At 68.8% G+C, this 18,748-nt stretch carries 15 protein-coding genes and 1 tRNA gene; 8 read left to right on the top strand and 8 right to left on the bottom strand.

Annotated features, from left to right (window positions below):
• Positions 1–63: 63 nt before the first annotated feature.
• Positions 64–134: transfer RNA gene (locus O3I_RS37095), tRNA-Gln, on the bottom strand.
• Between the two features lie 330 nt (positions 135–464).
• Here O3I_RS37095 and O3I_RS37090 point away from each other — a divergent pair.
• The 6 genes from O3I_RS37090 (at position 465) to O3I_RS37065 (ending at position 8,772) form a co-directional block, all read left to right on the top strand.
• A complete protein-coding gene (locus O3I_RS37090) occupies positions 465–1,079 on the top strand; it encodes a TetR/AcrR family transcriptional regulator (protein ID WP_036561438.1) in 615 nt (204 codons plus the stop codon).
• A gap of 233 nt (positions 1,080–1,312) precedes the next feature.
• The gene (locus tag O3I_RS37085; RefSeq protein ID WP_014988187.1) at positions 1,313–1,960 is read left to right on the top strand and encodes a TetR/AcrR family transcriptional regulator; all 648 of its coding nucleotides are present in this window, start codon (positions 1,313–1,315) and stop codon (positions 1,958–1,960) included.
• Between the two features lie 82 nt (positions 1,961–2,042).
• Positions 2,043–5,657, top strand: coding sequence for a transcription-repair coupling factor (mfd, locus tag O3I_RS37080; protein ID WP_014988186.1), 3,615 nt, complete (start codon positions 2,043–2,045; stop codon positions 5,655–5,657).
• Positions 5,654–6,424, top strand: coding sequence for a MazG family protein (locus O3I_RS37075; RefSeq protein WP_014988185.1), 771 nt, complete (start codon positions 5,654–5,656; stop codon positions 6,422–6,424). Before mfd ends, O3I_RS37075 begins: the two co-directional genes overlap by 4 nt.
• Before the next feature lie 119 nt (positions 6,425–6,543).
• Positions 6,544–7,635: a glycerol dehydrogenase gene (locus O3I_RS37070; protein WP_014988184.1), complete on the top strand. Its 1,092-nt coding sequence runs from the start codon at positions 6,544–6,546 to the stop codon at positions 7,633–7,635.
• Between the two features lie 183 nt (positions 7,636–7,818).
• Positions 7,819–8,772, top strand: coding sequence for a phosphodiesterase (locus tag O3I_RS37065; RefSeq protein WP_081594230.1), 954 nt, complete (start codon positions 7,819–7,821; stop codon positions 8,770–8,772).
• Here the strand turns inward: O3I_RS37065 and O3I_RS37060 are convergent.
• On the bottom strand, positions 8,720–10,174 hold the full coding sequence (locus O3I_RS37060) for a stealth conserved region 3 domain-containing protein (RefSeq protein ID WP_041564826.1): 1,455 nt from the start codon (positions 10,172–10,174) through the stop codon (positions 8,720–8,722). The genes O3I_RS37065 and O3I_RS37060 overlap by 53 nt on opposite strands.
• Before the next feature lie 648 nt (positions 10,175–10,822).
• Here O3I_RS37060 and O3I_RS37055 point away from each other — a divergent pair.
• Positions 10,823–11,275 carry a flavodoxin domain-containing protein gene (locus O3I_RS37055; protein WP_014988181.1) on the top strand — a complete coding sequence of 151 codons (453 nt, stop codon included), beginning with the start codon at positions 10,823–10,825 and terminating at the stop codon, positions 11,273–11,275.
• 197 nt (positions 11,276–11,472) lie between these two features.
• On the opposite strand, the gene O3I_RS45815 is transcribed toward O3I_RS37055, so the two are convergent.
• Entirely contained in the window at positions 11,473–11,835 is a 363-nt protein-coding gene (locus O3I_RS45815; RefSeq protein ID WP_014988180.1) for a hypothetical protein, read from the bottom strand.
• Between the two features lie 118 nt (positions 11,836–11,953).
• Between O3I_RS45815 and O3I_RS37045 the strand changes: the two genes are divergently transcribed.
• Positions 11,954–12,529 carry a TerD family protein gene (locus tag O3I_RS37045; protein ID WP_014988179.1) on the top strand — a complete coding sequence of 192 codons (576 nt, stop codon included), beginning with the start codon at positions 11,954–11,956 and terminating at the stop codon, positions 12,527–12,529.
• A gap of 56 nt (positions 12,530–12,585) precedes the next feature.
• On the opposite strand, the gene O3I_RS37040 is transcribed toward O3I_RS37045, so the two are convergent.
• Genes O3I_RS37040 through O3I_RS37020 form a run of 5 tightly spaced genes read right to left on the bottom strand, consistent with a single transcriptional unit; the run spans position 12,586 to position 18,583 of the window.
• Positions 12,586–13,998, bottom strand: coding sequence for an MATE family efflux transporter (locus O3I_RS37040; RefSeq protein ID WP_014988178.1), 1,413 nt, complete (start codon positions 13,996–13,998; stop codon positions 12,586–12,588).
• On the bottom strand, positions 13,998–15,032 hold the full coding sequence (locus O3I_RS37035) for a PLP-dependent cysteine synthase family protein (RefSeq protein WP_014988177.1): 1,035 nt from the start codon (positions 15,030–15,032) through the stop codon (positions 13,998–14,000). Before O3I_RS37035 ends, O3I_RS37040 begins: the two co-directional genes overlap by 1 nt.
• Positions 15,033–15,067: 35 nt before the next feature.
• The gene (locus tag O3I_RS37030) at positions 15,068–16,408 is read right to left on the bottom strand and encodes an alanine racemase (protein ID WP_014988176.1); all 1,341 of its coding nucleotides are present in this window, start codon (positions 16,406–16,408) and stop codon (positions 15,068–15,070) included.
• The gene (locus O3I_RS37025) at positions 16,399–17,409 is read right to left on the bottom strand and encodes an ornithine cyclodeaminase (RefSeq protein WP_014988175.1); all 1,011 of its coding nucleotides are present in this window, start codon (positions 17,407–17,409) and stop codon (positions 16,399–16,401) included. The genes O3I_RS37030 and O3I_RS37025 overlap by 10 nt, the downstream gene beginning before the upstream one ends.
• A complete protein-coding gene (locus O3I_RS37020; RefSeq protein WP_014988174.1) occupies positions 17,381–18,583 on the bottom strand; it encodes a TauD/TfdA family dioxygenase in 1,203 nt (400 codons plus the stop codon). The genes O3I_RS37025 and O3I_RS37020 overlap by 29 nt, the downstream gene beginning before the upstream one ends.
• Positions 18,584–18,748 lie beyond the last annotated feature (165 nt).

Genomic DNA, 18,748 nt, shown 5'->3' with positions numbered 1-18,748 from the left:
TGCTGGGATCTGCTGCGCTGGGCGCTGATGTGCGGGGCCAACGATAGTCATCGTGCTGCCGAGCTCCGCCGCCAGGACTCGAACCTGAACTATCTGAACCAAAATCAGAGGTGCTGCCATTACACCACGGCGGATTGTCACATCGGCGGATCGGGAAACACCCGCCGCTGTACCACGGCACGAGGAAGATCCTCGCATATTGTTCCGCATCTCGGCGAATGCCGAGTTCGACGCCAGACGCGAGTCGGGCGAAGATCACCCGGCGCGGCCCGCGAGCTGCTCCGGATCGAGGTTACCCACCAGGCACATTCAGCTCGTAGGCGGCGCGGAAAACGCGCAGTTGCGGGGGAGAGCGGGCGAAGCGGCGAGCTGTCTGGAACAGTTAGGTCAGGCGGAGTTCGGCAGCGAAGGGAGGCGGAGTGGCGATGTCGGGGAGCGAGACGCAGCGGGCGCCGCGTCCGCGGATGACAGGTACCCAGCGCAGGCAGCAGCTGATCGAGATCGGTCGCGCGCTGTTCGCCGAACGCGGTTACGACGCCACGTCGATCGAGGAGATCGCGCAGCGCGCGCAGGTCTCCAAACCCGTGGTGTACGAACACTTCGGCGGCAAGGAGGGGTTGTACGCCGTCGTCGTGGATCGTGAGATGTCCATGCTGCTGGACATGATCGTGTCCTCGCTCACCCAGAACCGGTCCCGGGTCCGCCTCGAACAGGTCGCGCTCGCGCTGCTGACCTACATCGAGGAACGCACCGACGGTTTCCGGATCCTGGTGCGCGATCAGCCCGCCGGCAATGCCGAGGGCCGCTACTCCAGCCTGCTCAACGAGGCGGTGAACCAGGTGGCGCACATCCTCGCCGGAGATTTCGAGCGCCGCGGCTTCGACACCAGCCTGGCCACGCTCTACGCCCAGGCGCTGGTCGGGCAGGTGGCCACCGCGGCCACCTGGTGGCTGGACGAGCGCAAACCCTCGAAAGAGGTTGTCGCCGTGCATCTGGTGAATCTGTGCTGGAACGGGCTGAGCCATCTGGAGGCCGACCCGCATCTCAGCTCGGAGTGGCGCACCGGTATCGAGGAGTGACTCACGGGGATGGCAGCAGGTGGAGCTTGCGGAGCCTGCGGGGCGGGTGAGCGCAGGTTGTTAACCAGCGAATTGCGAAGCGGGTCCGGTCGAATGCTCGAATTGACTGCCGAGGGCCCGCCTGGTGGTACGGTTCACCCATCCTTTGGGTGCTGTTCGGGCGGTAAGTCGGTCTACTTCGTGATGTCGGTCTACTTCAGGATGGCTGGTTTTTAGGATGACAGGCGGATCTGATGGCTAGGCAAGCGCGCGCGGAGATCACCCGCGACTCCGTTCTTGCGGGCGCTGCCGATGTCTTTCTGCGCTTGGGTTACGCGAACGCGAGTCTGAGCGAGATCATCGCGCAGTCCAATGTGACCAAGGGCGCCTTGTACTTTCACTTCGGCTCGAAGGAAGAGCTGGCGCGCGCGGTGGTCGATCAGGGCAACGAGCGACTGGTCAGCTCGTGCCAGGGTTTCTTCGATCCCCGGGTGCCCGCGCTGGAGGCGTGCATCGGGATCACCTACGTGGTCGCGGATCTGTCGATGAACGATCCGATGGTCGGCGCGATGCTCAAGCTGACCCATCAGATCGGCGACTATCGCGGCGCCCAGGGCGACAACATCGCCAAGACCTGGGGCGACACCTACCGCGTCCTCTCCGAAAGAGCCATCGCCCAGGGCGATTTGCAGCCGGAGCTCGACGCCGAGGTGATCGGCATGCTGTTGCAGGAGATGACCGCGGGCGTGCACATCATCGCCGTCGGCACCGAGTCGATCGACCAGATGGCGACCCGCATGGAACGCGTCTGGTACTTCCTGCTCCCCTCGATCGTCCCGGCCGAAAAGCTCGCCTACTTCCGCGAGTTCGCCGCCAGGCGCCTGCGCCGCTACGTGCCCTAGCAGCCCGAGCTCACGGTGTCGGCGGCACTGGCTAAACTTTGGCTGGCCGCTCGAAACCGCAGCTTGAGCTCAGGAGTTGTTCATGTCGACCCATCGTCCACCGCTGGCCGGACTGGCGGCGGTCGCCGGTGCGGATGCCGCGTTGCAGACCGTCACCGAGCTGGTCGGCAAGTCGTCGGTCGAGCTGGTGGCCCCGTCCGCGGTACGCCCGTTCGTCGCCGCGGCGATCGCGGCGAAGCGGCCGCTGGTGGTGGTCACGGCGAACGGTCGCGAGGCCGATGATCTGACCGTGGAGCTGGCCGAGATGCTGGGCGATACGGTCGCGCAGTTCCCCTCCTGGGAAACCCTGCCGCACGAGCGGCTCTCGCCGGGCGCGGACACGGTCGGGCGCAGGCTCGAGGTGCTGCGCAGGCTGGCCCACCCCGACGACCCGATCTTCGCCGAGCCGCTGCGCGTGGTGGTGACCACCGTGCGCTCGCTGATGCAGCCGATGGCCGGCGGGCTCGGCGATATCGAACCGGTGGTGCTGCGCGTCGGCGCCGAACTGGACTTCGACGAATTGCTCACGCGCCTGGTCGAATTCGCTTACAGCCGGGTCGACATGGTCGGCAAGCGCGGCGAGTTCGCGGTGCGCGGCGGCATCCTCGACCTCTTCCCGCCGACCGCGGATCATCCGGTGCGCGTGGAGTTCTGGGGCGACGAGATCACCGAGCTGCGCCCGTTCGCGGTCGCCGATCAGCGCTCGCTGAGCGAGGTGCCGGTCGAGGTCGTCGTCGCGCCGCCGTGTCGCGAGCTGTTGCTCACCGATGCGGTGCGCGCCCGGGCGGCCGAGGTCGCGGTCGCCAACGCGGCCGACGCCGCCCTGGTCGAGATGCTGGAGAAGCTGGCCCAGGGCGTCCCGGTGGACGGTATGGAGGCCCTGCTCCCGGTGCTGCAACCCGGCGAGCTGTGCCTGCTCACCGAGGTGCTGCCCGCGGGAACCCATGTGCTGCTGTGCGATCCGGAGAAGATCCGCACCCGCGCCGCCGACCTGGTGCGGACCGGCGAGGAGTTCCTGGAGGCGTCCTGGACCGCGGCGTCGTTCGGGGCGGCCGCGCCGTTGGGCGCGCACGGCCTAGACCTGGCCGCCTCCGGTTACCGCCCGCTGTCCACCGTGCACGAGAGCGCCGATCAGCAGGACCTGCCCTGGTGGACGCTCACGCCGCTCACCTCCGGCGACCCCGCGGAGGTGGTGCTGCCGGTGCTGGCCGGCCCCGCCGCGCGCGGCTCCGACGAACTCGTCGCGACCATCTTCGCCTCGTTGCGCGCGCACGTGGCCACCGGCGGCCGCGCGGTGGTCGTGGTGGCCGGACACGGTACGGCGCAACGCATTCTGGAACGCCTGGCCGACGCCGACGTGCCCGCCGCGGCGCTGGACCCCGGCGCCGAGCCGGCGCCCGGGCTGGTCGGCGTGCTGTGCGGTTCGTTGCACGACGGTCTGATCTTCGATGACGCCGGACTCGTCGTGGTAGCCGAGTCCGATCTCACCGGCAATCGGGTCACCGCGCCCGGCGAGGGCAAGCGGCTGCCGGCCAAGCGGCGCAACCAGGTCGACCCGCTGGCGTTGAACGCGGGCGACATGGTGGTGCACGACCAGCACGGCATCGGCCGGTTCGTCGAGATGATCGAACGCACCGTCGGCGGTGCCCGGCGGGAGTACCTCGTCATCGAGTACGCGCCGGGCAAGCGCGGCCAGCCGGGCGACCGGCTGTTCGTGCCGATGGAGTCGCTCGATCAGCTCTCCCGCTATGTCGGCGGTGAGATGCCGAGCCTGTCCAAGCTGGGCGGCTCGGACTGGGCGAATACGAAACGCAAGGCGCGCAAGGCGGTTCGCGAGATCGCCGGGGAGTTGGTGCAGCTCTACGCGGCCCGCCAGGCCGCGCCGGGGCACGCCTTCGGGCCGGACACCCCGTGGCAGCAGGAGATGGAGGACGCGTTCGCGTTCACCGAGACCGTCGACCAGATGACCGCCATCGCCGAGGTCAAATCGGATATGGAGAAGCCGGTTCCGATGGACCGCGTGGTGTGCGGCGACGTCGGCTACGGCAAGACCGAGATCGCGGTGCGTGCCGCGTTCAAGGCGGTGCAGGACGGCAAGCAGGTCGTCGTACTGGTGCCGACCACGCTGCTGGCGCAACAACATCTGCAAACCTTCACCGAGCGCGTCGCGGGCTTCCCGATCACCGTGAAGGGCCTGTCCCGGTTCACCGATCCGGCCGATGCGCGCGCGGTCATGGAGGGAATGGCCGACGGCAGCGTCGACATCGTGGTGGGTACGCACCGCCTGCTCCAGACCGGCGTGCGCTGGAAGGACCTGGGGCTGGTGGTGGTCGACGAGGAACAGCGGTTCGGCGTCGAGCACAAGGAACACATCAAGGCCCTGCGCACCCACGTCGACGTGCTCACCATGTCCGCGACGCCGATTCCGCGCACCCTGGAGATGAGCCTGGCCGGCATCCGTGAGATGTCGACCATCCTCACCCCGCCCGAGGAACGGCACCCGGTGCTCACCTATGTCGGCGGGTACAACGACAAGCAGGTGACCGCCGCGATCCGGCGCGAGTTGCTGCGGGACGGCCAGGTCTTCTACGTGCACAACCGGGTGTCCTCGATCGACAAGGCGGCCAAGCGGATTCGGGATCTGGTGCCGGAGGCGCGGGTCGCGGTCGCGCACGGTCAGATGAACGAGGACGCGCTCGAATCCACCGTCGCCGGTTTCTGGGAGCGCGAATTCGACGTGCTCATCTGCACCACCATCATCGAGACCGGCCTGGACATCTCCAACGCCAACACCCTGATCGTGGAACGCGCCGACGCGCTGGGTCTTTCGCAGCTGCATCAGCTGCGCGGCCGGGTCGGGCGCAGCCGGGAACGCGGCTACGCCTACTTCCTGTACCCGCCGGAGAAGCCGCTCACCGAAACCGCCTACGACCGGTTGGCCACCATCGCGCAGAATTCCGACCTCGGCGCGGGCATGGCGGTCGCGATGAAGGACCTCGAGATCCGTGGCGCGGGCAACGTGCTCGGCGCCGAGCAGTCGGGTCACGTCGCGGGCGTCGGCTTCGACCTGTACGTCCGCCTGGTCGGCGAGGCGGTGGAGGCGTACCGGGCCGCCGCGGACGGTAAGCCGATCGTCACCGAGGAGCCGAAGGAAGTCCGGATCGATCTCCCCGTCGACGCGCATATCCCGCCGGACTACATCGCCAGCGACCGGCTGCGGCTCGAGGCGTACCGCAAACTCGCCTCGGCACAGGATGATTCGTCCCTGGCCTCGGTCGTCGAGGAACTCGTCGACCGCTACGGTCCGCTGCCGGTGGAGGTCGGCCGCCTGGTCTCGGTGGCGAAGCTGCGGCTGCTGGCCCGCGAGTACGAGGTCACCGAAATCGCGGTCACCGGAACGACATTGAAGATCTCGCCGCTGCATCTGCCCGATTCCAAGCAGATGCGCCTCAAGCGGATCTACCCGAGCGCCGGGTATCGCGCGGCGAGCGGGGTGATCTCGCTACCGCTGCCGCGGGTCGAGGACAGTGTCGGCGCCGACCGGGTCCGCGATGTCGTGCTGCTCCAATACGTCGCCGACCTGCTGCTCGCCTTGGACGGAAAGGCCCAGGGCGCAGTCGATCTCACCACCGCCACCGAGGCATCGGCCGCCCGATGACCGACCGCGACGAGGCCGTGCTGCGGGCCGCGCGGCATGCCGCCGCCAGCAGGTCACCCGGCATCGAGCCGGACGAGACCCCGCGCGACGACACCGCGGTGATCGCCGCGGGCTTGACCGGCGCGGTCGAGGTGATGGATCGGCTCTGGCATTTCGGCGGCTGGGAGGTCACCCAGACCCACGATTCGCTGCGCCCGTACCTGCTCGAGGAGACCTACGAACTCCTCGACGCCATCCAGCACAGCGACGCCGAAACCATCAAGGAGGAGCTGGGCGACCTGCTGCTCCAGGTGCTGTTCCACTCCCGGATCGCCGAGGCCGCAGGCGAATTCACGGTCGACGACGTGGCCGCGGCGCTGGTCGCCAAGCTCGTCAATCGCAGCCCCTCGCTGCGTGAGCCCGAGTTCGCCGCCGACACCACGCTCGAAGAGAAGATCGCCGCCCAGGAATCGGCGTGGGAGGAGCGCAAATCCGCGGAGAAGGCCCGGCGCTCCTGCCTCGACGGCATCGCGATGGCCCAGCCCGCCCTAGCGCTGGCCGAGAAGGTGCGCGGGCGCAGCACCAAAGCCGGTCTGCCCGAAGACCTCGTCCCGGCCGAGCTCACCGTCGTGCACCTGGGCGGCCCGGACAGCGCCGAGGAGCGCCTGCGCAAAGCCACCCTCGACTTCGCCGCCGCCATCCGCGCCACCGAGGACGCGGCCGAACTCGCCCGCGGCGAACGTGCCCCGCTCGTGGCCGCCGACTGGCGCAAGTACTGGACCGGTTAGCTCCCGGCGGCCGGGACAGCGGTCTCGCGACCGCCGGGGACTCACCCGGGATCCGGCGTAGCGTTGGCGCAGCGGGTCCCGCAGGAGGGCGGTGTGCCCGGTGAACGGGAGGTCGACAGATGCTGAGTGTGTTCTCTTCACCCGGACATTACGTGCAGGGGCGCGACGCGACCGCCGCGTTGGGGGCGGAGATGACGAAGCTGGGGCTCGACGGCCCGGTGCTGATCGTGGCGGGCGGCAGCGCGCGGCGCCTGCTGGCCGGCGCCTGGGAACAATCGCTGACGGACGCGAAAATCGCCTATTCCGTGCATGTTTCGAGCGGTGACTGCACCAGGGCGGAGATCGCGCAGATCACCGCGGCGGTGCGCGAGAGCGGCTGCACCGTCGTGCTCGGGGCCGGCGGTGGCAAAGTGCTGGATTCGGCGCGGGCCGTGGCCGACGATCTGCGCCTGCCGATGATCAGCTGCCCCACCACCGCCTCGAGCGACGCGCCGTGCAGCGCGCTGTCGGTGATCTACACCGCCGCAGGCGAAGTGGAGACCTACCAGCTGGTGCGGCGTAATCCGGCGCTGGTGCTGGTGGACACCTCGGTCATCGCGCAGGCGCCGGCGCGGCTGCTCGCCGCGGGCATGGGCGACGCGCTCGCCACCTGGTTCGAGGCCCGGACCTGTACCGCGGCCCGGGTGCGCAACATGCGCGGCGGTGCGTCCACCCGCAGCGCCACCGCACTGGCCGAGCTCTGCTACCAGACGCTGCTCGCCGATGGCCGCCAAGCCTTGGCGGCGGTGCGCGAGCATGCCATCACGCCGGCGCTGGAACGGATCGTCGAGGCCAATACCTTGCTGTCCGGGCTGGGTTTCGAGTCCTCGGGGCTGGCCGCGGCCCACGCCGTGCACAACGGATTGACCGCCGCCCCGCAGACCCATGCGTACCTGCACGGCGAGAAGGTCGCCTTCGGCGTGCTCACCCAGCTGGTGCTGGAGGGTGCGCCGAGCGGTGAGATCGACACGGTGCTCGATTTCTGCGCCGATGTGGGCCTGCCCACCACCCTGGCCGCGGTCGGTCTGGCCGACGCCCAGGTGAGCACGCTGTCCGCGATCGCGACGCGGGCCACGGCCCCCGGCGAGACGATGCACAACGAGCCGTTCGAGGTCGATGCCGCGATGACCCTGGACGCCATGCGCGCCGCCGACGCGCTCGGCCGGCGATAACGCGGCACCCCGCGTCCGCGAATGGTTGGTAGGCGCCTGCGACGGGATTCGACATGAAATTCTCACCTTCCCGCAAGCATGTCGTCACCGTCCGGCGGGAAACCTGTCGGTAGTCCTTCGCTATTGTGGCGGTGGAATCCGAAGCCGATGGCGGGCAAACCGCCAGGGAGGACGTTCGGTCCGGTGCACATCAGCAGAGTCGCGGAGCACCCGCGACCCGATCATGTGTTGTTCCATTTCAGCGACACCCATTTGATCGCCGGCGACGGCGATTTGTACGGCGACGTCGATGCCGACGTGCGGTTACGCCAGCTGCTCGAGCAGGCCGCGGCCAGCCGGATCCGGCCGACCGCGATCGTGTTCACCGGCGATCTCACCGATCGCGGCGAGCCCGGCGCGTACGACAAGCTCAAGGCGCTGGTCGAGCCATTCGCGCGGAGTTTGCCCGCGCCCATCGTGTGGGTGACCGGAAACCACGACGACCGCGGCACGCTGCGCCGCAAGCTGCTGGGGGAACGACCTTCCACCGCTCCGCTGGATCGCGTGCACCTGATCGACGGCCTGCGCATCATCGCCCTGGACACCTCGGTGCCGGGGCACCACTACGGCGAGATCACCGACGACCAGCTGGCCTGGCTGCGTTCGGTGCTGGCCGAACCCGCGCCGTTCGGCACCATTCTGGCGATGCACCACCCGCCCGTCCCGTGCGTGCTCGACCTCGCCGTGACCGTGGAGCTGCGCGATCAGCGCCGGCTGGCCGACGTGCTGGACGGCAGCGACGTGCGCGCGATCCTGGCCGGGCACCTGCACTTCTCCACCAGTGCCACGTTCGCGGGTATCCCGGTCTCGGTGGCCTCGTCCACCTGCTATAGCCAGGACCTGGGCGTGGAGCAGGGCGGCCTGCGCGGTCGCGACGGCGCGCAGGCCTTCAACTACGTGCACATCTACCCGGACACCGTGGTGCACTCGGTGGTGCCGATCGACCGCGGCCCGACGGTGGGGTCACCGTCGAGTGCGGCGGAGGCCAGTGCGCGGCTCGCGGCGGAGGGCATCGTGATCCCGCCCGCCGCGCGCATCCCGCATGTCATGCGGCGCCGGGCGACGACTCCGGAATCGGATGACGAGACGGTGCGCTGAGCCGCTCCCACGGTGCGGGGTCCGGGAAGTACCGGTGCAGGAATTCCGATACCGCATGCACCCGCTCGGCCTCGCTGATCTCGGGGAAGCTGCCGTCGTTGAGGCAGAAGAAGTCGACATCGCGTCGGCGTTCGATCCCGTCCAGCAGCGCGAGTCCCTGGTGGCTCGTGGTGTCGACGTAGCGCATCCGCGCCGTTTCCTGCGGCACCGCGCGCCCGGTGAGCAGCGCGTAGTAGTGGTAGAGCGAGTTGGTCACCGAGATATCGGTGGCGGCGCGGAACCGGCTGGCCCTGGTGCGCGCGAACTCCGCGCCGAACTCCGCTTCCATTTCCAGTAATACGCTGCGGCGCAACGGAACCGGCGTGTGTTCCAGGTGCCGGGTGATCACGTGGCCGAATCGTGCCGCGAGCAGTTCCCGGTTCACCCGTGCGGCATTCTCGAAACCGCTACGCCGCTCGTTGTTGCGGCCGGGCCCGATTCTGGTGTCCGCCTCGATGAATCGGCTCACCCCGCCCGCGGTGAAGAACATCGACGGCCGGACCGGACGCGCGAAGAACATGTCGTCGTTGGAGTACAGGAAGTGCTCGCTGAGCCCCTCGATGTGCTGCAACTGGCATTCCACCGCATGGGAATTGAACACGGGCAGCGCGCTGGTGTCCGAAAAGTGTTCCAGCGCACGGACAATCGTCACCTTCGGATGCGCGCTGAGCCATTGCGGCACGGCGGAATCGGTGGCGATGAAAATCCGCCGGATCCACGGCGCGTTCTTGTACACCGACCGCAGTGCGTATTTCAGCTCGTCGATCTGGCGGATGCGCGCGTCCGCGTCGTCGCCCTCGCCGACGACGACCTGCGCGAGCAGGCCCGCGCGCCGGGCCCGGAACTCCGGGTCGGAGCCGTCGACCCAGGAGAACACCAGGTCGATGTCGAAATTCACGTCGTCCGCCTGCGCGGCGAACATGTCGACCAGGGTCGGCCAGGCGCGGTCGAACAGCAGCACCTGTGTCTGCTCGACGTCGGCGAGGTCGAAGACGGTGCGGGTCAACGCGTTCGGGCGCGGGCACTCGACCGTGTCACCGTGGTAGTCCCACAGTTCCAATTCGACGTGATGGGCCGGGTCGTTGTCGCGGCCGAGCCGCAAGACGTTGTGCTGCAACTCGACACAGGCGAACCCGGCGGCCATCGCGGCCGCCGTCACCCGCCGCACCATCGGGTGGTGCGCCGCGTCCGCGGCCAGGATCAGCCGGTGGCCGCGGTCGCGGACCAGCAGGAACGGCACCTCCGCCGCCGCGAGTTCCGAGCGCAGGTAGCCCAGATCTTCGATCATCGCCTCGGAGACGACGAGATTGCCCGCCAACGGCAGGGTCGCCATCTCGATCGCTCCGGAATTCACTGCCCCCATGTCCATCATCAGTTTTCTCCACTTCTTGCTGCACTGCCTGAGTTCGATAGCTGGGCACCGCGCCGGAGCCGAGCGGCGACCCCGCCGAAATCGTGACTTCGGCTGGGGAGTGCCGCGCCCGGGCGCGGTCGCATTCAGAAGTGGGGGACCAGGCCGTAGCGCAGGGACGAATTGATCACGCGGTATGTAGACGAGCGGTAAACCATTTCGTTTTCACCTCACTCACGGCAGAACGCAAAGCGTCACAGATGGGTGCGCTGGATCCGTGACGCGCGGCAGGAAACGACCGAGCGTGCGCACGGGATACAGCACGCTGGGCCGGACAGTCATCGGCCGGCGAAGGGAAGATGTCCCAGACAACAATGGGAGCTGTACGAATGATGCATCCAAGGTGACATTTCGTCAATCGGGACATCCCGTCCCACCTGCTGCCGTTCCGCTGCCACTGACCGGCCGCGCTGCCGCAATGTTGCGGTGGTGGCACCGGTTTCGCGCGGGTAGCCCGATTTCCGGGGACTGCCGGGGTGCGGTCACCGTGATCGTCGTCATGCCTGGCCGACTCGGACGGCGAAGGGCTGGCGACTGTAGCCGAGCTTAATTAGGATAGCCTCACCAACCTTGGGGACCTGTGAGAAGGGAGCACGTCCGGTGCGCGTGGTCATACTGTTCGGATCCGAGATGGGCACGGCCGAGGCCGTCGCGGACAGCGTCGCCGACGAGCTGTCGTCGTATGACGTGTCGGTCTACGACATGGCCGAGTTCGCTGTCGAGGATCTGGACGCGCACGATATCCACCTCATCGTGTGCTCCACCTACGGCGACGGCGATCTGCCGACCGGCGCGGAACCGTTCTTCGACCAGCTCGACGCGAGCGCGCCGGATCTGACCGGTCTGCGTTTCGCGGTGTTCGGCCTCGGCGACAGCGTCTACGGCGACACCTTCAACCGCGGCGGTGAGATCGCCGCACAGCGGCTGATCGCACGCGGCGCGACCCAGTTCGGTGCGCACGCGCGGCACGACGCGTCCACCGATATCCGGGCGAAGGAGATGGCGCGCGCCTGGGCGTCCGGGTTAGCGATACCTACCCTCACCTCGGCCTGATAGTCCGCTGAGATCCTTCGGACATCGGGGGCAGCGCCAGCGAGCAAGTGGCCCAGCACTTTAGACTGGCTAGGCAAGCGCGGCACAGCCCGTCGCGCGTGACGATCCATGAGGTGACGAAGATGGCGGCCGGAGCGAGCCCTGCGCAACGTCAAGACCACTCGACAGATCACGCTGATCATCCCGAGCTGGACGTGCTACCCCAGTGGCCGAGAGAAACTATCGCCGTGCTGGTGACCACCGATCCGGCGCCGCACGCGATCCCGGTGTCGTGGCCGGTCCGGGCCGGCGATCGGCGAATTCTGATCAGCCTCAAGTTCGATCGCGGGTCGCTGGCCCGGCTGCGCGAACGCCCGCAGGTGGCGCTGCTGATTCTCGGCGGAGGTAATGTCGCGCTGTGTGCCAGGGGCACCGCGAAGGTGGTCGCGGAGCAGATGCCCGATGCCGCGGACTACGCGGCGGTGCGCATCGATGTCGACGCGATCGACGACCATCGGCAGTCGGCCTTCGAGGTCGACAAGGGCATCCAGCGCAATGTGCTCGATCCGAGCGAACTGCATGCCCTGGAAGGCCGGGTGTCCACGCTGCGCGCCTGGGCGGACCACCAGAGGCGGACCACCAGAACTGAACCGGCCCAACCGGTTCGGGGTATCCACAGTCGAGAACGAAGGCGGTTGAATGAGCGTCACACTGGCGAAGGGCGGCAACGTTTCGCTGTCCAAGCAGGCAGCCAACCTCAGCAAGGTAGCCGTGGGTCTGGGGTGGGACGTGCGCACCACCACCGGTGCGGACTACGACCTGGACGCGAGCGCGCTGGCCACCGGGCAGAATCTGAAGGTGCTCTCCGATCAGCACTTCGTGTTCTACAACAACCTGCGCTCGCCCGAGGGCTCGATCGAGCACACCGGCGACAACCTCACCGGCGAGGGTGAGGGCGACGACGAGGTGATCAACGTCGATCTGAGCGCGACCCCGCCGACCATCACCAACATCTTCTTCCCGGTGTCGATTCACGACGCCGACGCGCGCGGCCAGTCGTTCGGCCAGATCCGCAACGCGTTCATCCGCGTGGTGGACGCGGCGACCGGCATCGAGCTCGCGCGCTACGACCTGACCGAGGACGCCTCGACCGAAACCGCGATGGTCTTCGGCGAGCTGTACCGCCACGGCAACGAGTGGAAGTTCCGCGCCATCGGCCAGGGGTACGCCTCGGGCCTCGCGGGTATCGCCCGCGACTACGGCGTCAATATCTGACACCGCGCTCGGACCCGGTGCGCGGCCTGCCGCCGGCACCGGGTCCGAGCCGTGTCTCAGCCAGGGCTGGTGAGCCGTTCGGTGGCCTCCGGCACCACCTGACGACGGTCGCGCTCGCGCCCGTCGAGCAGGGCGAAATAGCGGCGCAGCATCAAGACCGCGGTGGTGGCCAGACCCGCGGTGAGGCCCCACCAGACGCCTGCGGCGCCGAGCCCGGCCGGGTAGGCCAGCAGCAGCGCCACGGGCAGGCCCACGCCCCAGTAGCCGATCAGCGAGAGCCGAAAGCCCGCGTTGGTCTCCTTGAGCCCGCGCAGCAGCCCGGTGCCGATGTTCTGTGCCGCGTCGAAGAATTGCAGCACGATGCCGATCAGCAGCAGCGTGTGCGCGATCTGCACGGTGCTGGTGTCCTCGGAACTCAGGAAGGGCCGCAGCACGAAGTCGGGCGCGATCACGTAGACCGCGCCGGTGAGCACCGCGACGACCGCGACGTGCCGCAGCGCCAGCCAGGCCAGGGCGCGCGCGTGCGGGTACTCGTCCCGGGTCACGGCGTGGCTGACCAGGATCGAGGCACCGTGTGACACGCCGATGGCGACCTGGAACACGATGTAGATGATCTGGTACACGACGTTGTGCGCGGCCAGTGCCGCCGGTCCGATGCTGCCCATCACCAGGGCCAGCACGGAGAACATGCCGGCCTCCGAGCCGTAGGTGAGCGCGATCGGCGCGCCGAGTTTCAACTCGGCCAGCACGGTCGAGCGCCGCACCGGCCACGGTCGCAGTGGCAGCGTGGCACCGAGTTTCGCGTCGCGGCGCACCATCGCCCAGAACACGCCGAAGGTGATCAGGAAGACCAGCGACGTGGCCACCCCGATACCGGTGATGCCCAGCTGGGGCAGCCCGGCGCGGCCGTGGATGAAGCCGAGCGCGAGGACCAGGTTCAGCACCACCGAACCGAGGGTCACCAGCAGCAGTGCCTGCGGGCGTTGCATGCCGACCGTGTACTGGCGCAAGGCCTGAAACCACAGGCAGGGCAACAGCCCCGGTGCCAGCGCCACCATCAGGGGCCGGGCGTCCGCGAGCACGCCGGCATCCTGACCGAGCCACTGCAACGCCCAGCCGAGGCCGATCAGCACTGCGCCACCGGCGATTCCGGCGATGGTCGCGATCAGGAAGCTCGACCGCAGCACGTCCCTGATCTCGCGATCGGGGGATTCGCCGCGCTTGCCCGCCGCGCTCACCGCGGTCGCGATCTGGTTGCCGCTGGCGGTGATCAGCCCGACGCACATGGTGCGGATCTGGTTGAACAGCGCGAAGGCCAGTCCGCCCGCGGCGACGGCCTGCACGCCGAGCGTGCCCATCAGTGCGATGTTGGTGGTGGACACCGCGATCTGCGCCAGCTGCGTCATCGCGATCGGCGTGGCGAGAGCGGTGAGCCGACGGCTGTCGGCCCGGTAGCCCGACAGCAGCATCACCGCGCCTCGACCAGTTCGGTGCGCCGCGACGCCGGGGTGTAGCGGTGCAGCAGTTGGCGCACTTCGGTTTCGGCGGCGGGATCGAGCAGGTCGCGTTCGGCCATCCAGGCGTCGTCGAACACGGTGTCCAGGTACTTCTCGCCGCCGTCGCACACGATGGTGACGACGGTCGAGCCCGCGGGAAACTCCTCGAGCCGGGTGAGCGCGGCGTGCACCGAGCCGCCCGCCGAGCCGCCGATCATCAGGCCCAGCTCGGCCGCGACGGCCCGCGCGGTCGCGAAGGCCGCCACATCGGTGACCTTGACGCCCTCGTCCAACTGGGAATAGTCCACGGCGGTACCGATCGTGGCGCCGGGCGGGGTCCCGGTGCCGGACTGCCAGTACGGGCCGCCTTCGCCGCCGAAGGCGATCGACCCGACCGGCTCGACGCCGATCACGTGGGCGGGGCGGCCGAGCTGGCGCAGCCGGGTCGCGGTACCGAACAGCGAACCGCCGGTGCCCACCGAGGAGAGCAGGATGTCGACCCGCTCGACATCCTCCAGCAATTCTTCGGCGACCGCGAAGTAGCCGACCGCGTTGGCGTCGTTGTTGTGCTGTTCGGTGAAGTACGCGTCCGGCCGCTCGGCCGCCATCGCCTCGGCGAGGTCCTCTCGCGCCGAGGTCGCCAAGTTGTCGTCGCCGTCGTCGGCGACGTACACCAGTTCCGCACCCATTGCTCGCATAGCGCGCAGCTTGTCCTTACATGCGTGATGATCGACCACTGCGGTGAAGCGATACCCACGTTCGGCAGCAACTACCGCGAGACCGAGCCCGGTGTTCCCGGATGTCGACTCGATGATATGCCCGCCACTGGCCAGCAACCCGCGCCGCTCGGCATCGAGCACCATCTCGCGCGCCATTCTGATCTTCGCCGCACCGGTCGGATTGAACTGTTCGAGTTTGAGCAGCAGCCGGGTACCGGTCGAGGTCGCCGCCAGTTCGAACAGCGGTGTGCGGCCGATCAGATCCGTCACGCGCGTGACGAGCGGCATGGGATGTTCTCCTCGTTCGGGTCGGGGTGGTGGGGTCAGCCGTCGAGTGTCCAGCGGAACCGGTCGCCGGGCGCGTCGTGCAGCACGACCTTGGGCGGTATCGGCAGGTCGTGAAAGGCGGACTCGTTCGAGTCCATTTGATACCCGGCGGTGTTCGGGTAGATCAAGAGATCGCCCACCTCGGCGGCGCGCGGCAGTGGAATCCGCCGCCAGCTGAGCATGTCCGAATCGAGGCAGGTGGCCGCGCCGACGCTGGTCGGCGTCGGCGCGCCGGGCAGCTCCGGCCACAGCACCGGGTCGGGCAGGTATTCGCTGTCGAACCACTGCTCGGACAGGCTGAGGCTGGTGCCGTCGACGGTGAGCAGCCGATACGGCGCGCCGTCGGTGTACCTGGTCTTGCTGCCCTGCACCCGGAAGACGGTGAAACCGGCATGGGCCAGCAGTGCCCGGCCGGGTTCGACGGCGAGGCGAATCGCGTTGTCCCGCAGTCGCCGCGCGAGTCCGTCGTGCGTCAGGATCGCGGTGAGCATGTCCGCGCCCGGCGCGGGGAAGTGATACGGGTAGTACGACTCGAACGTCTTGCCCGAGTGGAACCACGAACGGTCGACCCGGCCGCTGAACTCGGCCCACTGCGCCGCCGGGACGTAGTCGACGCCGAATCCGCCGCCGATCGACAGCGTCGTGACGGGGTGGCCGAGCGAGCGCGCGTGCAGGCAGCGGGCGATCGTCGCCGCCGCCAGCTCCGCCCGCGCGACCGCGTCGTAGCCGGAGAGGTGAAAACTGAAGCCCGCCAGCCGCACTGTGCCGCAGCCGTCGAGAAAGGCCAGCGCGGTGGTGATTTCGGCGTCGGTCAGCCCGAATCGGCTGGCCGACGCGGGCGGGAGTACGCGCAGCAGAATCCGGGCGGGCCGCGCCGAGGTGCCCAGTGCGACAAGGCGATCGAGTTCGCCGAGATCGTCGACGGCGATCAGCGCGCCGTGCCGGGTGGCGAGCCAGAGCAGCTCGTCGGCCTTCGCGGGACCGGTCACCATCAGCTCGTCGCCGCGAATGCCCTGTGCCAGTGCCGCCGTCAGCTCACCGACACTGGCGACGTCCACGCCCGCACCGTGGTCGGCGCAGGCGCGGACCACCGCGGCGGACTTGTTCGCCTTCTTGCCGTAGTAGACGACGCCGTCGACCCCGGCCCGGGTGAAGGCCGCGTGGAAGCTCTCGATATTCCGGGCGACGCGCGGCGGATACATGACGTGGAACGGGCCGCCGACGGCGAAGGCGATGTCGCCGAGCAGGTTCGGATCGTCGAGCGCGCGACGCTCCCAGGGGTCCGAGTGCGCGGGCAGCGGCGTCGCGCTGTGCGTCGGCACGACCGTCAGTCCCACAGTGGCACCTCCGTGCCCCGGCCTTCCTCGATGGCACGCTCCGCGAGGGCGTGCGCGACCGCGATATCGGTAAGCACCAATCCGCTGTTGTAGACGAAGATGCGTTCGTCGTCGGAGCGGCGTCCGGTGGCGCGGCGGCTCAGGATCTGCGGCAGCTCGGCGTCCACCGTGCGCAGCTTGCCGTCCGGGCCGACCATGTCGGTGCCGGTCAGCGCCATCTGCTCGGCGCTGGTGGCGACCACCCGGTCGGCCTCGATCAGCGTCGAGGGCGCCAGGCCGTAGCCGACCAGGACCACCGTCGAACCCGGTGCCAGATCGGCGGATTCGAGCGCGACCTCGGTGCCGGGGCCCGCGGTGGCCAGCACCACGTCGGCGGTGGCCGCGGCCACCCGCGGATCCTCGACCGTTTCCAGCAGCGCGTGCGGATAGTACTCGGCCAGGTGCCGGTGCACCGCGTCGAGCCCCTCCGGATGGGTGCCGTACAGCATCAGCTTGCGCAGCTGCGGATTCGCGGCGAGCAAGTGCGGCAACGCGTTTCGGCCCTGGGTTCCGGTGCCGATCAGCAGTACGCTCTCCGCCCCGCGGCGGACGGTCTCGCGGACCAGCAGCGCCGAGACCGCCGGGGTGCGCAGCGCGCCGACCCGGGAGCAGTCCATCAGCGCGATCGGCGCGCCGGTGCTGTCGTCGTAGAGCGTGATCGTGGTGTAGTAGCGCTTGGTGCTGCGGTCGTGCCCCGGATCGAACTTGTAGGACGTCTTCATGGCGACCACCCGGCGGCGGCCGTCGCGGCCGAGCATCGCGTACGACACCGACCAGCCGTCCGGGTTGGCCACGCTCAGCTTGCGCGGATTATCCGAATCTCCCGCGGCGAACGCGAGATACGCGTCCTCCACCGCGCGCACCACCTCGCCGGGCGTGATCGGCACGCCGGCCAGGTCGCTGCGGCTCAACACCCGTAAGGGCGTGCTGCGGTCACGTGTGTTCAACGGATCCTCGATCATGTGCTGCATCCCGCTCTGTGCCCACCGGGTTCTGCGCCCGGCTTCCGTCCGTACGGGCCGGCTCGCGGCCACCGGACACGAACGCGGGACTGCCTGCTGCTCGGAACGGGGCGACGATCCGTTGCCCATAACCATTCTCGTCGGTCTCTTCGGCCCGGCGCGGTCGTTCCGGCAGGCGGACGTTCACCCGCTTGAGCCACCGGTCGGTGCCGTCGTACCGCGCGGTGAACGGAACCCGGCCGTGCACGGCGACATCGTTGTCCACCAGCAGCAGCTCACCGGGCGAGAGCGCGGCCGTGACGCAGACCCGCTCCAATTCAGCGGTGAGCCTGGCGTAGGCGGCGCGGAAGTCCGGGTCGGCATCGTCGAGCGGGGTGTAGGCCGGGTCGTAACGCAGCGTGGTCTCGTCCGGACCCGCGCAGCTCCAGAGGGTGGGCAGGGGCGGGGCCGAATACTGTTCGTGTCCCGTGCCATACGAGACGTCGGGCAGGATCGGCAACACCGGTGCGCTCAGCAGCCGCCGCTGCGCGGCGCTGAGTTCGACCCGCCGCACCGAGGACACCGTGGTGCCCACCAGGTCCGGATTGCGCAGGCAGCCGAGCATCAGCAGGTTGGCGCGCCCCGGGTGGAAGGCGTCTTCGGAATGCGGGCTGAGCAGCGTCTTACTGCTCGCGCCCGACTGTTCGTGCTCGTGCCCGGGGGAGGGCAGGATGTTGTTGACCAGCCGCCCGCCCTGCTGGCCGTGCCAGCCGAACGGCTCGCCCGCGGCCCGGGCCAGCAGCAGCATCGCGAGATCGAGTTCGAACGAGTGCGCGCGGCGCGCGGCCGAACCGCTCCATTCCGCGGCCTCGCGCCAGCTCGGCGGGGTGGGGCCGAGTTCGTCGTCGGTCAGGGGCAGCCTGCTCACGATGGTCGCGCCCGCGGCCGTCGCGGGCGGTCGCATGGCCTGTCGAACCTCGGTGGGTAACTCGCCGACCCGCGCGTCGATCTGCGCGATGAGCGCCGGATCGGTCAGCGTGCGGGCTGTCACGGCGGGACTGGTGCGCGCCGCGTCGAGTGTGGTAGATATCTCTCGCGCAAGCTCACGCACCGCGCGCCCGGCGGCGGCGGGGAACTCGCGGCGTTCGATATCCTGCGGGTGAAGCGTCTTACGTTCGGAGAGAACGCCTTTCACCGAGGGAATCCCTTCTTCGCATCGTTGAAAAGAGCAGAACTGACGTCGCCCTGCGAAGCTAGCCGCTCATACTCCGTTAAGCAAGGCTTACCTAAGCGAGTTGTAGAAAGATAGCAAAAGTCTATGGCTCCGTTGGGGGATTGCGGTTGCTGATTCGAAGCTGGT

Source organism: Nocardia brasiliensis ATCC 700358 (assembly GCF_000250675.2).
Taxonomy (GTDB): domain Bacteria; phylum Actinomycetota; class Actinomycetes; order Mycobacteriales; family Mycobacteriaceae; genus Nocardia; species Nocardia brasiliensis_B.
The sequence above is the reverse complement of the archived record's forward strand: the minus strand, read 5'-3'. Positions and strand labels throughout refer to the sequence as shown.